This window comes from Isoptericola sp. S6320L (assembly GCF_023015685.1).
Lineage (GTDB): Bacteria > Actinomycetota > Actinomycetes > Actinomycetales > Cellulomonadaceae > Isoptericola > Isoptericola halotolerans_A.
Map to the genome: position 1 here is coordinate 13,715 of NZ_JALKAT010000027.1, position 15,900 is coordinate 29,614.

Here is a 15,900-nt window from a genome sequence, read left to right on the forward strand (position 1 = left end):
GGGACGCTCGCCGGCCCGCGCTAGCGTGGGTCCGTGCTGCCTGACGCCTCCCCCACCCCTCGTTCCGTCGTCGTGGTCGGCGCCGGTCTCGCCGGTGCCCGGACGGTCGGCGCGCTGCGCGACCACGGGTTCGACGGACCGGTCACCCTGCTGGGCGACGAGGGCGTCCCCCCGTACGACCGTCCCCCGCTGTCCAAGGAGCTCTTCGCGCGCCCCGAGCCGGCCTGGCTCTCCGGGGAGCTCGACACCGACGTGACCGAGCTCGCCGACGCCCGGCTGGCCGCGCGTGCGACCGCCCTGGACGTCCGGGACGACGGCGTGCGGGTCAGCACCGACGACGGGGACGTGACGGCGGACGCGGTGGTGCTCGCCGTCGGCTCCCGCGCGGTCTCCCCCTGGGCCGACGCCCTGACGCTCCACTCCGCCGCGGACGCGGACCGGCTGCGCGACAGGCTCCGGCCCGGCAGCCGGCTCGTCGTGGTCGGTGCCGGGTGGGTCGGGGCAGAGGTCGCCGGGGTCGCCGCCGCCCGGGGCGTCGACGTGACGGTCGTCGAGGCGGCGGCCGCCCCGCTGGAGCGCCAGCTCGGCGACGTCGGGGCGCGGACGGTGCCGTGGTACGCCGAGGCGGGGGTGGGCCTCCGGCTCGCGACCCCGGTCCTGGACGTGGACGCCGGCGGGGTCCGGACGGCCACGGGGCGCCTCGGCGCCGACGTCGTCCTGGCCGCCGTCGGTGCCCGCCCGGCGACCGCGTGGCTCGAGGCCTCCTGGCCCGACCTCGCCCTGACGGCGGACGGACGGGTCCCGGTGGACGGTGCAGGCCGGTGGCGCTCCGACGCCGCGCCGGAGCTCCGGCAGCGCGTGTGGGCGGTCGGCGACTGCGCCGCCCGCCCGCACCCGGTGTTCGGCACGGTCCCCGGCGGGCACTGGAGCAGCGCGCTGACCGATCCCGACGCCACCGTGCGCGAGCTCCTGGCACTGCCCGCCGTCCCGCACCCGCCGGCGCCGTACGTGTTCTCGCAGCAGCTCGGGCACGACCTCGCGTTCTTCGGCGTGCGGCACGGTGACGAGGACGTCGTGGTCCGGCCGCTGGGGGCGGGCTGGGCCGCGCTGTACCTCGCCCCGGGGGCCGGGCCGCGACGGGTGCTCCGCGCGGCCGTGGTCGCCGACTCGCCGCGCGACGTCGGCGGTCTGCGCCGCCTGCTGGGCGGGGCGGGCGCGGTCGAGGTGGACCTCGACCGCGCCGCGGACCCGGCCGTGCGCTGGCGTGACCTGCCCCTGTAGTCAGTGCGCGAAGTGGCGGGTCCCCGTGAGGTACATGGTCACGCCGGCCGCCTGTGCGGCCGCGACGACCTCCTCGTCGCGGATCGATCCGCCGGGCTGGACGACGGCGCGCACCCCGGCATCGAGCAGCACCTGCAGGCCGTCGGCGAACGGGAAGAACGCGTCGGAGGCCGCGACCGCGCCGCGGGCCCGCTCGGCGCCGTCCGCGAGGGTGTTGGCGCGCTCGACGGACAGGCGGCAGGAGTCCACGCGGTTGACCTGCCCCATGCCGATGCCGACGGCCGCGCCGTCGTGGGCGAGCAGGATCGCGTTGGACTTGGCCGCCCGGACCGCGCGCCAGGCGAACACCAGGTCCGCGAGCGTGGCGTCGTCGGCGACGTCACCGGCGGCGAGCGTCCAGGACGCCGGGTCGTCGCCGTCGGCCTGGAACCGGTCGACCTCCTGGACGAGCAGACCGCCCGAGACGGGACGCATCTCGACGGCGGCGGGGGTGGCCCCGGCGGCGTCGATCGTCAGCAGGCGCACGTTCTTCTTGGCCTGCAGCACCTCGAGCGCCGCGGGCTCGAACCCGGGGGCTACGACGACCTCGGTGAACACCGGTGCGATCTGCTCGGCCGCGGCCTTCGTGACCACGCGGTTGGCCGCGATGACGCCGCCGTAGGCGGAGACCGGGTCGGTCGCGTGGGCGCGCGCGTGCGCCTGGGCGACGTCGGCGCCGACGGCGATGCCGCACGGGTTGGCGTGCTTGATGATGGCCACCGCCGGCTCGGCGTGGTCGTGCGCTGCCCGCCAGGCGGCGTCGGCGTCGACGTAGTTGTTGTAGCTCATCGCCTTGCCGTGGAGCTGGGTGGCCTGCGCCAGGCCGACCGTGCCGTCGGTGCGGCCGTACAGCGCTGCCCGCTGGTGCGGGTTCTCGCCGTAGCGCAGCACGTCGCTGCGCTCCCAGGTGGCGCCGGTGACGTCGGGCAGTCCCGACTCGACGGCGGCCTCGTCCGGTGCGTACACCGAGGCGAACCACGACGAGACGGCGACGTCGTACGCCGCGGTGTGCGCGAACGCCGCCGCCGCGAGCCGCTTGCGCTGGGCGAAGGTGAAGCCGCCGTCCCGGACGCCCGCGGCGACGTCGTCGTACCGCGCGGGGTCGACGACGACGGCGACGCTCGGATGGTTCTTCGCGGCGGCCCGGACCATGGAGGGGCCGCCGATGTCGATCTGCTCGACGACGTCGTCCGGCGCGGCACCCGAGGCGACCGTCTCGGCGAACGGGTAGAGGTTCACCACGACGAGCTCGAAGGTGTCGATCTCCAGCTCGGCGAGCTGGCGCAGGTGGTCCTCCTTGCGGGTGTCCGCGAGGATGCCGGCGTGCACGCGGGGGTGCAGCGTCTTGACGCGGCCCTCGAGGCACTCGGGGAACCCGGTCAGCTCCTCGACGCGCGTCACGGGGACCCCCGCGTCGGCGATGCGCGCCGCCGTGGACCCGGTCGACACGAGCTCGACGCCCGCGGCGTGCAGGGCGGTGGCGAGCTCGGTGAGCCCGGACTTGTCGTAGACGCTGAGCAGCGCGCGGCGGACGGGTCGCCGGGCGTCGTCGGCGAGCTGGACGTCGGGGGACGTGGGGGCACCGGACATCGTGGTGGTCTCCTCGGGTGTGGCCTTCGCGGAAACCCTGGCACCCAGGCGGGCGGCGCGCACGGTGGTCCGTCCCGACGCCGTGCACGCCGGTCGGATCGGCCGCTCCCCGGTGGTTGTCCACCTTCGCCAGTCACGACCGGGGCCGATCCTACCGGCCGGGGGCCGTCATCTTCATCCCGAGGAGCCGCCAGGCACGCTGCGCGTACTGCTCCCGGTCGGCCGCGGGTCGGCGGGTGAGCGCGGCGGCGACCATCTCGACGCCGAGGAGGACGTCCTCGACGGTGGTCCCCGGCCGGACCTCGCCGTCGGCGAGCGCCCGGTCGAGCCGGGAGCCGAGGACGTCGGCGGTGCGGTCCCGCAGGTCGACGAGCCGGGGGTCGGGGCGCGACTCGGGCGATGCCGTCGCGAGGTCGATGCTGACCACGGACTCGATGGCGTGCCGGGTGACCAGGCCCAGGAGGTCCGCGAGGGTCACCTCGGGGTCGTTCGCGATCTCCTCGACGGTGCTGACCTGCTCCTCGAAGAGGGCGAGCACCAGCGCGATCCGGTCGGGGAAGTGGCGGTAGAGGCTCCCCTGCCCCACACCGGCCCGGCGGGCGACGGCGTTGAGCGGCGCATGCGCCCCGTGCTCGGCGAAGATCTCCCGCGCCGCCGCGAGGAGCGCGGCCCGGTTGCGCGCGGCCGCCCGGGGGCCCGCGTTCGCCCTCCGCGAGGCCTCGCCCGCCTGTGTGCTCACGGTGCTACTTTAGGTGGAAAGAACCGGACAGGTGTGTCCGGTGCGATCCGGAGGAAGTACGTCACCATGTCCGACCTGACCCTGAAGAACACCGTCGCGCAGTGGCTCGCCGACCCCGTCGGGGAGCAGGCGCTCACCGAGATGCTGACGGAGGCCGGCGCGAGCGTCGGCTCGCTCGCACCCGCCCGCCGACTCAGCCTCGCCAAGCTCGTGAAGCTGTCACGCGGCAAGTTCTCCGCCGAGGCTGCCGAGGCCCTCGTCGCCCGCGCCGCGGAGCTGCGGGCGGCCGGAGCCGACGCGCCCGCGACGGCCGAGGCCGACGGCGACGGTGCGGACGTGACCGCAGCGGGGGTCGGGAGCACCGGCGGCACCGAGCCCGCCGAGTGGGTCGAGCACGTCTCGGCCGGGCGCTTCGCGGGCCAGACCGTCGTCGTGACCGGAGCAGCCTCCGGCATCGGTCGTGCGACCGCCTCTCGCGTGGCACGCGAGGGTGGCCGTGTCGTCGCCGTCGACATGACCCGGGCCGGGCTGGACGAGCTCGTGGCGGAGACCGAGCTCCCGGCGGGGGCGGAGATCGTCACCGTCGTCGCGGACATCACCGACGACGCCGGCGTCGCCCGCATCGTCGAGGCCGCCGGCGACCGGGTCCACGCCCTGGCGAACATTGCCGGGATCATGGACCGGTTCGCGGCGGTGCACACCGTCGACGACGCGACGTGGGAGAAGGTGTTCGCGGTCAACGTCACCGGCACGATGAAGCTCATGCGCGCGGTCGTCCCCGGCATGCTCGCGGCCGCCGAGGGCCGGATCGTCAACGTCGCCTCGGAGGCGGGCCTGCGCGGGTCGGCGTCCGGCGCGGCGTACACGGCGTCCAAGCACGCGGTAGTGGGCCTGACCAAGAACGCGGCCTTCATGTACACCGGCACGGGGGTGCGGGTGAACGCCGTCGCCCCGGGCGGGGTGGCCACCGGGATGCAGCCGCGGGACGTCGACGAGTTCGGCATGGGCCGGGTCCGGTCGGCGATGGGGATCATGGCGGACATCGCGATGCCGGAGCAGCTCGCGGCGTCGATCACGTTCCTGCTGTCAGCCGACTCCACGAACGTCAACGGTCAGGTCGTCGCCTCCGACGGCGGGTGGTCCGCCGCCTGACCCCCGGTGTTGTGGGCGCGAAATCTGGGGTGACAAATAGCCCCTACAGTGCATTTCGGGCCAGATTTCGCGCCCACAACCTCGCCTCAGGGGCCGACGACGGCCTGGCGCCCCTCGACCCGCAGCCCCTCGCGCGCGATGCGCCCCACGGTCTCCACGAGCAGCGACCGCTCGGCGACCTTGATGCGCTCGTGCAGGGTCTCCTCGTCGTCGCCGTCCAGGACGGGCACCGCCGTCTGGGCGATGATCGGCCCGGTGTCGACGCCGTCGTCGACCACGTGGACCGTGCAGCCGGTGACCCTGACCCCGTAGGCGAGGGCGTCCCGGACGCCGTGCGCCCCCGGGAACGCCGGCAGCAGCGCCGGGTGGGTGTTCACGACCCGGCCGGGGAACTGCTCGAGGAACGTCGGGGCGAGGATGCGCATGAACCCGGCGAGCACCACGTGGTCGGGCTGGAACACCGCGACGGCCTCGCCGAGCCCGCGGTTCCACGCGGCGCGGTCCGCGAAGTCTCCCGGGGCCACCACGACGGACGGCACGCCGGCCCGGCGAGCCAGCTCGAGCGCCCCGGCCCCGGGCTTGTCGGAGACGACGCCGACGACGCGCGCCCCGTAGGCGGCATCGTCGTGGGCGGCGAGCAGCGCCGCGAGGTTGGAGCCTCCGCCGGAGGCCAGCACGACGAGACGCGCACCGGGCGCAGGGTCGACAGGGTGTCCGGAAGGGGTCTGCACGGCCCCTACCCTACGTCGCGGTGCCGCCGCCGTCCCCGCGCCGCCACCGTTCCCGCAGGTGGCACCCCACGAGCACGACGGCGGCGCCTCCACCGATCTCCGCGGCGACGAGGCCGCCCGTGACCCACGCGTCGGCACCCACGACGGCGAGAGCGTCCCCGCCGACGGAGCCGCCGGCCGCCCACTGCAGCGCGAGTGTCAGCACCCCCGCGCCGAGCGTCGCACCCCCGGCGATCCAGGCGAGGTCGCGGGGCCGGACAAGCCCCGGTTCGAGGCGCTGCCAGGCGAACCAGCCGCCGACTGCTCCGCACGCCACGACCAGCACCGGCGCCCAGGCCGCGGCCGGCGTCGACCAGGACTCGCCGGGCAGGACGCCCAGCAGGGGCACGGCCGGCAGCGCGGCCGCCTCGGTCGTCGCCGTGGAGAAGGTGCTGCCCTCCCCCACCACGAACCCCGGCCCGGCGATCCACGCCGTCGCCCACACCACGAGGTTCGGCACCAGCGCCGCCTGCCCGAGACCGAGGAGCACCGCGCCGAGACCGCTCGCCCCGAGGCCGGCGGCCACCAGCGACGTCGTCTCGCGCCCCAGCACCACCCATGCGGCGACGAGGAGGCCGCCGAGCCCCACGAGCAGCGCCACGCCGACGACGGCGGCCCGCATCCCCAGACGCAGAGTGTCGGGCAGGTAGGGATTCATCCGCGGTGCGAGACCGGCGAGCAGCGGGCCGTCGGGCGCCGAGAACATGCCCAGCGCGATCCCGCCCCCGCCGACGACCAGCCCGCCGACGACGGCGGCGCCCACCTGGACGACGACGTCCAGGGCCCCGCTGGCGGCAGCCGTGCCGCCCGCCACGTCCAGGGCGATCGCGAGCGTCGCGGTCACCGCCGTATAGGTCAGCGTGCCCGCGACCCACGCCGCGAGCGTCGGCACCGCGGACCGCTTGGCCGCCACGTGCAGGGAGAACAGGGCCAGCGCGGTGATGCCGAGGGGAACCACGGTCACCGTCGCCCCGGCCGCGGACAACGGCACCCCGTGGCCGAGCAGCCACAGACCCGTCGCGACGGCGACGCCGGCGCCGAGCCCGCCGTCGACCCCGGAGGCCGAGGGTGCGTCGAGGACGGCGACCACGGCGAGCAGGCCCACGACGGCGTACGACAGACCGATCGCCTGCACCGCCGCCCAGACCCCGCTCGAACCGAGCGCGAACCGTTCCCGCAGCCGACCCGGCGCGGGCTGCTCGACGACGGGGGCGGTTCCGGTCCGTGGCGCTGCACTCACGCGCACATCGTCCCCCGCGGCCGGGGCGACGTCGTCGTCCCACGCCGGGCCCCGCCCTGCCGGGACGCTCCGGCGACGACGACGCCCGCCCGGTCCGGGGTTCCGGACGGGGCGGGCGTCGGTCGTGCGGCGCGGTGCTCAGGCGTTCTGCAGGATCTCCCGCATGAGCTCGGCCGTCTCGGACGGCGTCTTGCCGACCTTGACGCCGACGGCCTCGAGGGCCTCCTTCTTGGCCTGCGCGGTGCCGGCCGAGCCGGACACGATCGCGCCGGCGTGGCCCATCGTCTTGCCCTCGGGGGCGGTGAAGCCCGCGACGTAGCCCACGACCGGCTTGGTGACGTGGTCCTTGATGTAGGCCGCGGCACGCTCCTCGGCGTCGCCGCCGATCTCACCGATCATGACGATCGCCTTGGTCTCCGGGTCGTTCTCGAAGGCCTCCAGCGCGTCGATGTGCGTGGTGCCGACGATCGGGTCGCCGCCGATGCCGATGGCTGTGGAGAACCCGAAGTCCTTCAGCTCGTACATCATCTGGTACGTCAGCGTGCCCGACTTCGACACGAGGCCCACGGGGCCCTTGCCGGTGATCGTGTGCGGGGTGATCCCGGCGAGCGACTCGCCCGGCGTGATGATCCCCGGGCAGTTCGGGCCGATCATGCGGGTCTTCTTGCCCTGCAGGTAGGCCCACACCTCGGCCGTGTCCTGCACCGGGACGCCCTCGGTGATGACCACGATGAGCGGCATCTCCGCGTCCACGGCCTCGATCGCCGCGTCCTTGGTGAAGGCGGGCGGCACGAACAGCACGGAGACGTTCGCCCCGGTCTCGGCCATCGCCTCCTTGACGGTGCCGAAGACGGGCAGCGTGACGGGGTTCCCGTCGTGGTCCTTGTGCTCGACCGTGGTGCCGGCCTTGCGGGCGTTGACGCCGCCCACGATCTGCGCGCCCGAGTCGAGCATCAGGGCGGTGTGCTTGGCACCCATCCCGCCGGTGATGCCCTGGACGATGATCTTCGAGTCGGAGTTGAGGTAGATCGACATGGCTGTTGTGTCTCTGCTTTCGACGTCGTCTCGGGGGCGATCAGGCCGCGGCGGCCTTGGCGGCGGCCGCGTCCGCGCCACCGTCCATGGTCTCGGCCAGGGTCACCAGCGGGTGGGCGGCGTCGGCCAGGATCTGGCGGCCGAGCGCGACGTTGTTGCCGTCCAGGCGGACGACGAGCGGCTTGGTGGCCTCGTCACCGAGGATCTCCAGCGCACCGACGATGCCCTTGGCGACCTCGTCGCAGGCGGTGATGCCGCCGAACACGTTGACGAACACCGACTTGACCTGCGGGTCGTGGAGGATGACGTCCAGACCGTTGGCCATCACCTGGGCGTTCGCGCCGCCGCCGATGTCCAGGAAGTTGGCGGGCTTGACGCCGCCGTGCTCCTCGCCGGCGTAGGCGACGACGTCGAGGGTGCTCATGACGAGACCCGCGCCGTTTCCGATGATGCCGACCTCACCGTCGAGCTTGACGTAGTTGAGGCCGTTGGCCTTGGCCTTGGCCTCCAGCGGGTCGGCCGACGCCTTGTCCTCGAGCTCCGCGTGGTCCGGGTGCCGGACCTCGGAGGCGTTCTCGTCGAGGGTCACCTTGCCGTCGAGCGCGATGATCTCGCCGTCCTCGGTGCGGACCAGCGGGTTCACCTCGACCAGGGTGGCGTCCTCGGCCGTGAAGACGGTCCACAGCTTGCGGATCGCGTCGGCGACGGGGGCCTTGAGCTCGTCGGCGAAGCCGGCGGCGTCGACGATCTCGGCAGCCTTGGCCTCGTCGATGCCGACGATCGGGTCGACCGCGACCTTGGCGAGCGCCTCGGGGCGCTCGACGGCGAGCTGCTCGATCTCCATGCCGCCCTCGACCGAGCACATCGCCAGGTAGTTGCGGTTCGAACGGTCCAGGAGCACCGAGAAGTAGAACTCCTCGGCGATCTTGGCGCCGGCCGCCACCATCACCCGGTGGACGGTGTGGCCCTTGATGTCCATGCCGAGGATCTCCTCGGCCTTCTGCGCCGCCTCCTCGGGCGAGTGCGCCAGCTTCACACCGCCGGCCTTGCCGCGGCCGCCGGTCTTGACCTGGGCCTTGACGACGACGGTGCCGCCGCCGAGCTTCTCTGCACCTGCGCGAGCCTCTTCCGGGGTCGTCGCGACGACGCCCCCGAGCACGGGCACGCCGTGCTTCTCGAAGATGTCGCGAGCCTGGTATTCGAACAGGTCCACCCTGCTGCGTCCTTCCATCGGTGTGAGCCCCTGGGTCGGCAGAGGCCGGCCTGAGCGATGTCTCGACGTCAAGACATCTTGTCCAGAGTAGCCCTCCCCCGCTCGGCGGCGGTACGCCCCGGGGGAAATCCCGACGGGACCGTGACCGATTCCACAGCCCGCCGACGGTGGCCGAGTCCGTCAACCTCGGTTGACAAACGGTGCGAGCGTCAACGAAGGTTGACGCATGACGGAACAGTCGCTCGCCGCGGCGTCCGGTGGCGATCCCACGCAGGGACTGCGAGCCGTGCGGTCGCTCCGAGAGCTCGCCGACCGGCTCGAGACGCTGCAGGTCCGCCGCGCCCGCGAGCTCGGCTGGTCGTGGCAGGAGATCGCCGACCAGCTCGGCGTCAGCAAGCAGGCGGTCCACAAGAAGCACGGGAGGCAGTGATGTTCGAGAGGTTCAGCAAGGAAGCGCGCGCCGTCGTCGTCGCAGCCCAGGCGATGGCCCGCGAGGCCGGCTCGCCGGCCGTCGACACCCGGCACGTCCTCGTCGCGCTCGCCGGCTCCCCCGGCCCGGCCGCGGCGGGGCTGCACGACGCCGGCCTGGAACCCGCCGCCGTCGCCCGGACGGTGCGCGACGACGTCGAGGCCGGCGCGCTCGACGCCGAGGCGCTCTCCTCGATCGGCATCGACCTCGACAGCGTGCGCCGGGAGACCGACGCGACGTTCGGCCGGGGTGCGCTCGCCCGTGCCGGCCGCCAAGCCCGCACGGGCCACGTGCCCTTCGCGCCGGAGGCGAAGAAGGCGCTCGAGCTCGCCCTGCGAGAGACGGTCCGGCTCGGTGACAAGGGCATCGACGGCAGCCACCTGCTGCTCGGGATCCTGCGCGCCGACTGCTCCGGCGGGCGCGCGCTGGAGCGGGCGCTGCACGGCGCGGGCACCGACGTGGCCGCCCTGCGCGCCACCGTCGAGCAGCGCCGCCGGGCGGCCTGACACCGGCGGCCTGACACCGGCGGCCCGAGACGGGCGGCCCGGGTGCCCGCGGCGGCGCGGACGGTCGGGTCAGAGCTTGGTGACCGGGGTGAAGCGCAGCAGCAGGCGCTTCGTCCCGTCGGCACCGAAGTCGATCTTCGCCACGGCGTTGCGGCCGGCACCCTCGAGGGACACGACCGTGCCGAGCCCGTAGGCGTCGTGGGTCACGCGGTCGCCGACGTCCAGCGAGGGGATGTCCGAGTCGTCGCGGGGCGTCGCCGACCCGAAGCTCGCGCCGCCCGACGACGGAGCGCCCGCCCGGGCAGACCGGGTCGCGGACGCGCGGCGCTCGCCCGACGACGTCGTGGTCATGCGGCCGGCCCGCGGGCCGCCGTACCCGCCGCCCCAGGCGGACGCGCCACGACGCAGCGACTGCGTGGCGGACTCGGCCCGCCGCCAGTCCCACAGCTCGTCCGGGATCTCGTCGAGGAACCGGCTGGGCGGGAACTCGTTCGCCATGCCCCACGCGGAGCGTGTGCCCGCCCGGGAGATGTACAGCCGCTCCCGGGCGCGGGTGATCCCCACGTAGGCGAGACGCCGCTCCTCGGCGAGCTCGGCGTCGTCGTGCAGGGACCGCATGTGCGGGAACGTGCCGTCCTCCATCCCCGTGAGGAACACCACGGGGAACTCCAGGCCCTTCGCGGTGTGCAGCGTCATGAGCGTGATGACGCCCGGGTCCTCCTGCGGCTCCTCGTCGTGCTCGTGCTCGGCGCCGCCGTCCGCGACGTCCTCGTCGGGGATCTGGTCGGCGTCGGCCACCAGGGAGACCCGCTCCAGGAAGTCGGCCAGGTCCCCCTCGGGGTCCATCTCGGTGAACTCCGCCGCGACGGCGTGCAGCTCGGCCAGGTTCTCCACGCGCGACGCGTCCTGCGGGTCGTCGCTCGCCCGGAGCTCGGCGAGGTAGCCGGTGCGGTCCAGGACCGCACCGAGGATCTCCGCCGGGGCGGCGCCGTCGTCCACGAGCGCCCGCAGCTCGCCCATCATCGCGGCGAAGACGCGCAGCGGCTTGAGCGAGCGGGTCGTCATCCCGGGGATCTCGTCGACGCGCTCGAGAGCCGCCCCGAACGAGATCCGCTCGGCGTCCGCGAAGCCCGCCACGAGCGACTCGGCGCGGTCGCCCAGGCCCCGCTTCGGCACGTTGAGGACCCGACGCAGGTTGACGTCGTCGTCCGGGTTGGCCAGCGCCCGCAGGTAGGCGACGGCGTCCTTGACCTCCCGGCGTTCGTAGAAGCGCGTCCCGCCGACCACCTTGTAGGGCAGGCCGACACGGATCAGCACCTCCTCCAGCGCCCGGGACTGGGCGTTGGTCCGGTAGAAGATGGCGACGTCGCCGGGCCGCACACCGTGGCTGTCGCCGAGACGGTCGATCTCCTCGGCGACGAACCGCGCCTCGTGGTGCTCGTCGTCGGCCACGTAGCCGACGATCTTCGCCCCGGCCCCCGCGTCCGTCCACAGCCGCTTCGGCTTGCGGCCCGGGTTGCGCGAGATGACCTCGTTGGCCGCCGACAGGATGTTCTGCGTGGACCGGTAGTTCTGCTCGAGCAGGATCGTCGTGGCGTCCGGGTAGTCCTCCTCGAACTCCACGATGTTGCGGATCGTGGCGCCGCGGAAGGCGTAGATCGACTGGTCCGCGTCACCCACGACCGTGAGCTCGGCCGGGTCCAGCCCGGCCACGTCGTCCGGACCACCGGTGCCGTCGGGCGCCCCGCCCGGGGCGCTCGCCGGCACACTCCGCGCGGGGACGCCGGTGAGCTCCCGCACCAGCACGTACTGCGCGTGGTTCGTGTCCTGGTACTCGTCCACCATGACGTGCCGGAACCGGCGGCGGTAGTGCTCCGCCACGGCGGGGAAGGCCTGGAGCAGGTGGACCGTCGTGGCGATGATGTCGTCGAAGTCCAGCGCGTTCGCCTGCGCCAGCCGCGCCTGGTAGCGGCGGTAGACGTCGGCGAGCACCGCGTCGAACTCGACCGCCCCGGCGTCGGCGAGGCCACCGCCGGCCAGCGCGCGCTCCCGCCAGCCGTCGGGCGTGACGTCGCCGCCCGCCTGCTGTGCGTAGGTGTCGGGATCGATCAGCTCGTTCTTCAGGTCGCTGATCCGGTGCGCGAGCGAGCGGGCCGGGTACTTCTTGGTGTCCAGGTCCAGCTCGCGGCACACGAGCGTGATGAGCCGCTGGGAGTCCGCGGCGTCGTAGATCGAGAAGCTCGACCGCAGCCCGAGGGTCGTGGCCTCGCGGCGCAGGATCCGCACGCACGCGGAGTGGAACGTCGAGACCCACATGCGGCTCGCCGCCGGGCCGACGAGCTGCGCCACGCGCTCGCGCATCTCCGCCGCGGCCTTGTTGGTGAACGTGATCGCCAGGATCTGGCCCGGGTGGGCGCGTCGCGTGACGAGCAGGTGGGCGATGCGGTGGGTCAGCACCCGTGTCTTGCCGGACCCGGCCCCCGCCACGATGAGCAGCGGCGAACCCGCGTGCACGACGGCGGCACGCTGGTTCGGGTTGAGGCCCTCCAGCAGGGCGTCCGCCGCCGCGTTCTCCGCCGTCTCGCGCCGACCCTGCCGCTCCGAGCCGACCGGCTGCGCCCAGTCCGGGGCGCCGTCGTCGTCCCACCGCGGCGCGGTCCGGGGCAGGCGGGCGGTGTCGTCGGACGGCGGAGCGTCGAAGCCGGGCAGCGAGAGGCTGTCGAAGAGAGAGGTCATCGTGGACCAAGCGTAGGTGCCGGCGCCGACATCACGGGACCTGCGCAGGACGACGGAGCCGCCCTCCGCTACTGTCGCGCCATGGATCCCGTGGTCCGCGGCCCCGACCTGCTGCGGAGCCCCTCGCACCTGGTCAACCCGGCCACGGTCGGTGGCGCGGTCGCCGTCGCCGTCGGCCTCGTGCTCGTGCTGGTCCCGGCCATCTCCGTCGGGCTGACCGAGACCGTCGTGGGCCTCGGCCTGCTCGTCGCGGGGGTGAACGACTGGTGGAACGTCGGGCGGCGCCGTCAGGCCCGTGCGACCGCCCGCGCCGCCGCTCTGCTGCGCGGCCTCGCGTCGCTGGTGCTGGCCGGGGTCTTCCTGCTCTCCGGACGCGACGCGCTCACCGCGACCCTGCTCCTCGGCGGCGCCTACCTGCTGTTCCGCAGTCTCGTCACGCTCCTGCTGGCCCTCTTCAGCCGGGACCGGGACCGCCGCGCGCCGCGGTACGCGAGCGGCGGGATCGGGCTGGTGCTCGGTGCGCTCGTGATCGCCGCGCCGGAAGTCATCGTGGACTGGTTCACCGTCACGCTGGGCCTGACCGCGCTGTGCGGCGGAGCCGTGACCCTCGCCTACGGGTACCGCGTCGCGGCCGGCCTCGTGCCCGCGCCCGAGGGCATGTACCCGTCGCTCACCGAGATCCTGTGGTCCTGGGTGGAGCACGTCGACGTCGGGACCCAGCGGCGCACCCTGCTGGCCGAGCAGCTCTACCTCGAGCGGCCCGAACGGGCGGCGAAGCAGGTGGCGTGGTGGACCATGCTCGTGCTGAGCGTGTGCATCGCCACCCTCGCCGTGCTCCAGGACTCCACCGCCGTCGTCATCGGCGCGATGCTCGTCGCACCGCTCATGACGCCGATCCTCGGGCTCGCCGCCGCCGTGGTCAGCGGCTGGCCACGCCGGGCGATCGGCTCCCTGGTGCTCATCGTGGCGGGCGCGACGGTCGCCGTGGTCATCGCGTTCGTCATCGCGTCGTGGGTGCCGGCCGTGGTGCCGTTCGACACGAACAGCCAGATCAGCTCGCGCGTGGACCCGACGCTCCTCGACATGCTCGTCGCGGTGGCGGCCGGTGCCGCCGGGGCGTTCGCCACCGTCGACCGCCGCGTCGCGCCGTCGATCGCGGGGGTCGCGATCGCCGTCGCCCTGGTGCCACCGCTGTCCGTGGTGGGGGTCGCGCTGAGCGCGGGACGGCCGGGTGACGCCGCCGGCGCCCTGCTGCTGTTCTCGACCAACTTCGTGTCGATCGTGCTGTCCGCCTCGGTGGTGTTCGTCCTCGCGGGCCTGACCAACGCCCACCGCCTGCGCCGCGACGCCCGCCGGGTGCTGCTCACCCTCACGCCGTTCGTCGCGGCGGCCCTGCTGATCCTTTTCCCGCTGCTGCTGACCACCGACGGCCTGCTCTCCACGTCGGCGGACGAGCGGGCGGCGCAGACCGCCGTGAGCGACTGGCTCGGCGACGACCCAGCGCTCAGCACCACCGACGTGGCCGTCACCGACGCCACCGTGACGGTCGGGCTGGCGGGGTCCGCGGACGACCTGCCACCGCTCGAGGAGCTCCGGTCGGCCCTCGACGACGCGCTGGACGGCAGCTACGCCGTCGAGGTCGCCGTCACCCCCGTGGTGACGCAGCGCCTGCCGGCATCCGGCTGAACCGGGCGGCCGGCACCGCTCACGCCGCTCGTCGCCGCAGGCGCATGGGGACGTGCGGGATGTCGTCCTCCAGGTACTCCGGGCCGTCGACGGCGAACCCGAACGTCCCGTACCAGCCGGCCAGCGGGGCCTGCGCGCCCAGCACCACGTCCGCCTCGGGGGCGGCGGCCGACGCCGCGGCGAGCGCCGCGCGCATCAGCTCGCCCGACGCGCCGGTCCCCCGCACGTCCGGGTGGCACACGACGCGGCCGATGCGCTGGACCTCGCCGTCGTCGAGGACCCGGGCGGTGCCGACCACCCGGTCGTCGTCCAGCAGGACCACGTGCCGGGTGCCGGCCTCGAGGTCCCGGCCGTCGAGGTCCGGGTAGGGGCAGTCCTGCTCGACGACGAACACGTCCTGGCGCAGCCGCCAGACGCCGTAGGCGGTGCGGGGGTCGAGCGCCTCGAAGGCCTGGGTCAGGGTGTGCACGGCGCCATGATCACACGCGCGCCGGGTGCCATGGTCAGGTGACGACGAGGCCGACGACCCATACCCCGGTCGCCAGCAGCCCGCCGAGCAGCTGCACGCCGATGGTGATCGCGGTGGCCTGCAGCGCGGCGACGGTGGCGCGCCAGGCGGCCCGGGCGTCCCGGCGGCGCAGGTACTCCATCACCAGCACCGCGAGCGTGAAGAACAGGAACAGCCCCACCACGGGGACGACGAAGAACCCGACGATGCCGGCCAGACCCCCGACCGCGAGGGTCGACCACGGCACCTCGGCGCGGCGCATGTGGCGGCCCGCCAGCAGCCACTGGGCGACCTCCGCGACGACGATCAGCAGCGCCGCGGCGGCGAAGCAGACCCAGGCGGCGGTGCCGCCGGTGGCCCAGGCCCACACCAGCACCGCGCCGAGCACCAGGGCGTTGCCCGGCAGGACCTGGACGACGATGCCGACCAGCCCGACGGCGATCGCCAGGCCGACGAGGACCTCTCCGAGCATGCTCATCGGGCGCGTCCGCCCGGTGCGGGCGCCGGCGTCGTGCCGGGGCCGGTCACCAGAAGACGGCGACGACGATGTTGACGAGCGTCAGGGCACCGATCGTGTGCTTGAGGGCGGGGCTGACGGCGCCCGTCCCGTTGTCCGCCTTGCTCCCCTGCCGCTTGGCGACGAACGCCAGGACCGTGATGATCAGGGCGACGGTCAGCTTGACGCCGATCTTCGCCATCGAGGGACCGCCGTCGTCCCACATCCCGCTCATCTCCGCGGTGCCGACCATGAGGATGCCCGCGACCAGCGCCGTCGCCGCACCGTGGAAGACCCCGCGGTAGAGCCCGGGGCTGCGCATCGAGGCGAGGTAGCCGCCGAGGACGATCGCCCACCCGACGAAGTGCAGCACGGTGAAGACGTTGTAGAGGAATTCCATGGGCGACAGCCTATCCGCGGGGTGGTCCGTGCCGAGACCG

General features: G+C 74.1%; 15 protein-coding genes. 5 read left to right on the forward strand and 10 right to left on the reverse strand.

Annotation, left to right across the window (positions count from 1 at the left end; genetic code table 11):
* Positions 1-33: 33 nt before the first annotated feature.
* A complete protein-coding gene (locus MWU57_RS13570) occupies positions 34-1,281 on the forward strand; it encodes an NAD(P)/FAD-dependent oxidoreductase (protein ID WP_106267109.1) in 1,248 nt (415 codons plus the stop codon).
* On the opposite strand, the gene purH is transcribed toward MWU57_RS13570, so the two are convergent.
* Complete coding sequence (purH, locus tag MWU57_RS13575; protein ID WP_246909731.1) at positions 1,282-2,910, reverse strand: bifunctional phosphoribosylaminoimidazolecarboxamide formyltransferase/IMP cyclohydrolase; 1,629 nt, start codon at positions 2,908-2,910, stop codon at positions 1,282-1,284.
* 151 nt (positions 2,911-3,061) lie between these two features.
* Positions 3,062-3,649, reverse strand: coding sequence for a TetR/AcrR family transcriptional regulator (locus MWU57_RS13580; RefSeq protein WP_246909733.1), 588 nt, complete (start codon positions 3,647-3,649; stop codon positions 3,062-3,064).
* A 66-nt stretch (positions 3,650-3,715) separates the two neighbouring features.
* On the opposite strand from MWU57_RS13580, the gene MWU57_RS13585 reads away from it, so the two are divergent.
* Positions 3,716-4,801, forward strand: coding sequence for an SDR family NAD(P)-dependent oxidoreductase (locus MWU57_RS13585; protein WP_246909735.1), 1,086 nt, complete (start codon positions 3,716-3,718; stop codon positions 4,799-4,801).
* Between the two features lie 86 nt (positions 4,802-4,887).
* Here the strand turns inward: MWU57_RS13585 and purN are convergent, their stop codons facing one another.
* The 4 genes from purN to sucC all read right to left on the reverse strand — a co-directional run bounded on the left by purN (position 4,888) and on the right by sucC (position 9,059).
* Complete coding sequence (gene purN, locus MWU57_RS13590) at positions 4,888-5,532, reverse strand: phosphoribosylglycinamide formyltransferase (RefSeq protein WP_246909737.1); 645 nt, start codon at positions 5,530-5,532, stop codon at positions 4,888-4,890.
* Positions 5,533-5,542: 10 nt separating this feature from the next.
* Entirely contained in the window at positions 5,543-6,811 is a 1,269-nt protein-coding gene (locus tag MWU57_RS13595) for a DUF6350 family protein (protein WP_246909739.1), read from the reverse strand.
* A 138-nt stretch (positions 6,812-6,949) separates the two neighbouring features.
* Positions 6,950-7,846 carry a succinate--CoA ligase subunit alpha gene (sucD, locus tag MWU57_RS13600; RefSeq protein ID WP_106267118.1) on the reverse strand — a complete coding sequence of 299 codons (897 nt, stop codon included), beginning with the start codon at positions 7,844-7,846 and terminating at the stop codon, positions 6,950-6,952.
* Between the two features lie 40 nt (positions 7,847-7,886).
* Positions 7,887-9,059, reverse strand: coding sequence for an ADP-forming succinate--CoA ligase subunit beta (sucC, locus tag MWU57_RS13605; RefSeq protein WP_106267120.1), 1,173 nt, complete (start codon positions 9,057-9,059; stop codon positions 7,887-7,889).
* Positions 9,060-9,285: 226 nt separating this feature from the next.
* Here sucC and MWU57_RS13610 point away from each other — a divergent pair, with 226 nt between their 5' ends.
* On the forward strand, positions 9,286-9,489 hold the full coding sequence (locus tag MWU57_RS13610; protein ID WP_246909742.1) for a helix-turn-helix domain-containing protein: 204 nt from the start codon (positions 9,286-9,288) through the stop codon (positions 9,487-9,489).
* Positions 9,489-10,034: a Clp protease N-terminal domain-containing protein gene (locus tag MWU57_RS13615; RefSeq protein ID WP_246909745.1), complete on the forward strand. Its 546-nt coding sequence runs from the start codon at positions 9,489-9,491 to the stop codon at positions 10,032-10,034. The genes MWU57_RS13610 and MWU57_RS13615 overlap by 1 nt, the downstream gene beginning before the upstream one ends.
* Before the next feature lie 69 nt (positions 10,035-10,103).
* On the opposite strand, the gene MWU57_RS13620 is transcribed toward MWU57_RS13615, so the two are convergent.
* Positions 10,104-12,770, reverse strand: a complete 2,667-nt coding sequence (locus tag MWU57_RS13620; protein WP_246909747.1) for a UvrD-helicase domain-containing protein — start codon at positions 12,768-12,770, stop codon at positions 10,104-10,106.
* 81 nt (positions 12,771-12,851) lie between these two features.
* Here MWU57_RS13620 and MWU57_RS13625 point away from each other — a divergent pair, with 81 nt between their 5' ends.
* Positions 12,852-14,456, forward strand: coding sequence for a DUF389 domain-containing protein (locus tag MWU57_RS13625; RefSeq protein WP_246909749.1), 1,605 nt, complete (start codon positions 12,852-12,854; stop codon positions 14,454-14,456).
* Positions 14,457-14,475: 19 nt separating this feature from the next.
* Here MWU57_RS13625 and MWU57_RS13630 read toward each other — a convergent pair whose 3' ends face one another.
* Genes MWU57_RS13630 through MWU57_RS13640 form a run of 3 tightly spaced genes read right to left on the reverse strand, consistent with a single transcriptional unit; the run spans position 14,476 to position 15,860 of the window.
* Complete coding sequence (locus MWU57_RS13630) at positions 14,476-14,925, reverse strand: GNAT family N-acetyltransferase (RefSeq protein WP_246909751.1); 450 nt, start codon at positions 14,923-14,925, stop codon at positions 14,476-14,478.
* Positions 14,926-14,959: 34 nt separating this feature from the next.
* A complete protein-coding gene (locus MWU57_RS13635; RefSeq protein WP_246909753.1) occupies positions 14,960-15,442 on the reverse strand; it encodes a DUF456 domain-containing protein in 483 nt (160 codons plus the stop codon).
* Positions 15,443-15,488: 46 nt separating this feature from the next.
* Positions 15,489-15,860, reverse strand: coding sequence for a hypothetical protein (locus MWU57_RS13640; RefSeq protein ID WP_106267134.1), 372 nt, complete (start codon positions 15,858-15,860; stop codon positions 15,489-15,491).
* Between the last annotated feature and the right edge of the window lie 40 nt (positions 15,861-15,900).